The sequence below is a fragment of the Streptomyces sp. NPDC058678 genome (genome assembly GCF_042714835.1).
Lineage (GTDB): Bacteria > Actinomycetota > Actinomycetes > Streptomycetales > Streptomycetaceae > Streptomyces.
Genome location: NZ_JBHXSG010000111.1, coordinates 1 through 1,959 on the forward strand (window position 1 = coordinate 1; position 1,959 = coordinate 1,959).

The 1,959-nt window shown below is 64.4% G+C and carries 1 protein-coding gene; it reads left to right on the forward strand.

Features of this window, described 5'->3' with window-relative positions; all coding sequences use genetic code 11:
- Positions 1-383 precede the first annotated feature (383 nt).
- Positions 384-1,841, forward strand: coding sequence for a DUF1996 domain-containing protein (locus tag ACFWWR_RS45975; RefSeq protein WP_384310299.1), 1,458 nt, complete (start codon positions 384-386; stop codon positions 1,839-1,841).
- Positions 1,842-1,959 lie beyond the last annotated feature (118 nt).

Sequence of the window (1,959 nt, forward strand, 5' to 3'; positions counted from 1 at the left end):
CTTCCACCCCGCACCTGTTCGGCTTCGGCACCGCGCCGGTGCAGCGGTCCCGGCTCGCCCCGCCCGGACCACGTCCGACCTGGCGCAGAGACTGCTGTCGGCCGGTGCTTCGAACTCACCGTCACCGATTTGGGCGACCTGGTGCCCGTCCTCGACCACCCCGGCCTTTCGGCCGTGGGTGTGGCGGAGCAACCAGTGAGCCAGTCACGACGATCACTGGAAGCTGACCCGGCCCGGATTGGGCACTCATGCACCGTTTTGCGGATGGAGGAACCTATGAATCTGAGAATCCGCTGAGCATTCGACGCTCACATTCGTATCTGAGGACGCGCTTACCCATGCCGGAAGTCCTGCCGGCTCCGGAGATGTCCTTGAGAGGCCTGATGAGACGCAATACGCGAAAGAGATCGAAGACTGCCCGCCGGGCGGTAGGCGCGGCGGCCGCACTGGCCGTAGGGGCCGGTGGACTGGTGGCGGTCAACATCTACGCCTCGGCCGACGAAACCAGCGCGTCCAAGGGCTCTGCCCAGAACCAGGTTTTCGCAGCCGGCACCTCCACCATTGACTGCCCCGACGTCGGTCAGCAGTTGACATCAGTGCCCGCCCAGGCGAAGGCCCAGGTCGACAGGGAACTGGCACTCCTCGACAAGCAGATATCCGAGGCATACCAGCGCCTTTCCACTTCCCAGAAGGCGATTCAGCAGGACGCCAGCTTCGCCCAGAACGCGATCGTGGGTCCGCTGAAGGACAAGCGGAAGGCGACGATCGACCGGATCGCCACCGCCATCGGCCGTGTGGCAGCCAAGCCGCAGGGCCTCGACGCTTTGGCGGCCTGCACGCTGCGCGCCACCGGCGGCCAGCCCGCCGCCGGTCAGGGCGGCAACAACAACCAGGGTGGCAACAACACCAATGCCGGAGCAACCGGCAACGGTCCCGTCGCCGCCGACTTCGTGGACATCACCAAGGTGAAGTCCAATGTGCGCACGCCGGCCAAGTCGGCGAAGGCTTCAAAGGGTGTCTTCGTCAGCAAGTGTGGGGTGAACGCCAACAAGCTGTACAACAGCGACAACGTCATCGTCGCGCCCGGTGTCACCAACGGCGCACACCACATGCACGATTACGTCGGCAACCAGGACAACGACGCCTTCTCGAGCGACCAGGACTTCGCCAAGGCCGGGACCAGCTGCCAGAACAAGGGCGACAAGTCGTCCTACTACTGGCCGGTGCTGCGCCTGCAGAACGGCACCAAGGAGTTCGACGCCGACAAGCAGGGCGGCGGCGCCGAGGGCAACACGGGCCGGATCCTGACGGCCAAGAAGGCCACTTTGGACTTCGTGGGCAGCCCCCGCGGCAAGGTGGTGGCAATGCCCAAGTTCCTGCGCATCATCACCGGTGACGCCAAGGCCTTCGTCAACGGCACGGCCAACGCCAACGCGTCCTGGAGCTGCACCGGCTTCGAGAACAAGGTGCAGTTGAAGGACAAGTACCCTCTCTGCCCCTCAGGCAGCGACGTGGTGCGCACCTTCAAGTTCCAGAGCTGCTGGGACGGCAGGAACATCGACAGCGCCAACCACCGTACGCACGTGGCCTTCGCTGACGCCAACGGAAACTGCCCGACCGGTTTCAAGGCCATTCCGCAGTTGGTGCAGCGTCTCGTGTACGACGTGGACGCGCCCAGCGTCAAGGACAACGGCAAGACCCGTCCGTTCTTCTCGTTGGACAGCTTCCCCGAACAGCAGCACAAGCCGGTCACCGACCACGGTGACTTCATCAACGTCTTCGACCCGAAGCTGATGAACAAGGCGGTCCAGTGCATCAACACCGGACGTAAGTGCAGCTGAGTCTGAGTACCGAGCGGTGGGGGTCGCGCTGTCGAAGCCCACCCCCAAGAAAGGAATTTAGGTGGCATCAGTGGTAGTGCCCGCCAGCGCCCCCCCATCGGGGCGAGGTAACCCACCC